Raw genomic sequence first — 1,736 nt, 5'->3', positions numbered from 1 at the left:
GTACCCGCCCGATCACATAGATCAGATAAAGTCCCGCAAGCATGAAACCGGGAAGCAGGGCGCCGGCATAGAGCTGCACCACCGAGACGTTCGAGGTCGCGGAGTAGACGATCAGCATGATGCTCGGCGGGATCAGGATGCCGAGGCAGCCGCCCGCGCAGATAACGCCGGAGGCGAAGCTGGTGTCGTAGCGCGCGCGCAGCATGGCCGGCAGCGCCAAAAGACCCATCAGCGTCACGACCGCGCCGATGATGCCGGTGGCCGTGGCGAACAGCGCACAGGTGATGATCGCCGCGACGGCCATTGAGCCGGGGACCGCGCGGGCGGAAATGTTGAGCGTGTAGAATAATCGGTCGACGATATTGGCCCGTTCGACGATGTATCCCATGAAAAGAAACAGCGGGACTGCGGTGAGCACGTCGTTCGCCATGACCGAGTAGGTCTGATTGACGAGCAGGTCGAAGACGCGGTTGTCGAAGATCGTCTGCATGCGCTCGGGGTCGTAATAGGCGTAATAGCCAAACCCCACGCCCATGGCGATGAGAGTGAAAGCGATCGGAAAGCCGAGCAGAATGAGGAGAATAAAAATCCCCAGCATCATGACGGCAATTTGAGGATCGGTCATCTGTCGAACTCTCTTTTCACGCTTTCACTGGGCTTTTGAACATCTGTAGCCTCGCTCCCGTGGCGAATGATATCCGCCGTGTCGCCCTCCAACAGGCGGTCCTCCAACTCCTTCACGTCCTCGGCCTGCCTCGGCCAAGCGCCTTCGCGGATGCACACGATGCAGCGGCACACCTGGGCGAGCCCTTGCAGGAACAGCAGAATGCCTGCGGCGACGATGATGAGCTTGAATTGGAAGATCGGAACGTTCGCCGGGCTCATGACGCTGACTTCGAGAAAGCGCAACGAGCGCCCGGCATATTTCCATCCGGCGATGATGAGCGCCAGAACCCCGGGGAAAAAGAAGATGATGTAGAGGAACAGCTCGACGCCAGCCTGCACCTTGGGCGGCCAGAGCCGGTAAATCACGTCGCCGCGCACATGGCCGTCGCGCGAGAGCGTGTAGGCGCCGGCCATCATGAACAAAGAGCCGTACATCATGTAGGTGAGGTCGAAGGCCCATGAGGTCGGCTGGCGCAGCAGGTAGCGCACGAACACCTCATAGGAAACGGCCAGTGTCATGATGACGATGCACCACGCAAAGGCCTTTCCAAACCAGGCCGATATACGGTCGATAAACGCTATGAAGGCGAGCACGTCTGGCCAAACTCCTCGAATGCGCGGTCCAAGGGCGCTCTGAGCCGAGCGAAATGAGCAGCACGGCGGAATGCCGGGGCTGCCGTGCCGTTGCTAACGCGCGGCGCTGCGCTCGGCAAGGACGGCGAGCGCGAAGCCCGCCGCCCCTAACCGAAATCGCTGTATGCGTCCGGGTATCTTAGAAGCCCAAGCGGCCCGGGAAGTAATGCTCGTAGGCGAGCTTGTAGTCGGCCGCGTTGAGCAGATCGTAGAAGGCCACGCGCTCGGACCATGCCTTCTGGCTGTCCACAACGCGCTTGAAGAACTCGTCCTGCGTGAGGTCGGAGAGAACCTCGTCCCAGGACGCGAGCTGCGCATGCATCACGCTTTCCGGCGTGCGATGGACGGTCACACCGCCACCTTCATGCAGCCACTGCAGGTCCTTGGAGACAGGGGCACTGGAGGTGCGTTGTTGGGGGTGATTGGCAGCATCGGCG

At 61.0% G+C, this 1,736-nt stretch carries 2 protein-coding genes and 1 pseudogene; all 3 read right to left on the bottom strand.

Annotated elements, in window-relative coordinates:
- Positions 1–625 (bottom strand): TRAP transporter large permease subunit (locus I6U14_RS03040; RefSeq protein ID WP_296896793.1); only part of this gene is annotated, 625 nt, incomplete at its 3' end.
- Complete coding sequence (locus tag I6U14_RS03035; RefSeq protein ID WP_296896791.1) at positions 622–1,260, bottom strand: TRAP transporter small permease subunit; 639 nt, start codon at positions 1,258–1,260, stop codon at positions 622–624. The genes I6U14_RS03035 and I6U14_RS03040, both read right to left, overlap by 4 nt.
- A gap of 178 nt (positions 1,261–1,438) precedes the next feature.
- Positions 1,439–1,736 (bottom strand): annotated as a pseudogene (locus I6U14_RS03030) (C4-dicarboxylate ABC transporter); the annotation flags it as partial.

Origin of the sequence: Thiohalocapsa sp. (assembly GCF_019695415.1) — a bacterium.
Classification (GTDB): Bacteria; Pseudomonadota; Gammaproteobacteria; order Chromatiales; family Chromatiaceae; genus Thiohalocapsa.
This window is presented reverse-complemented; position numbering and strand designations above follow the sequence as displayed.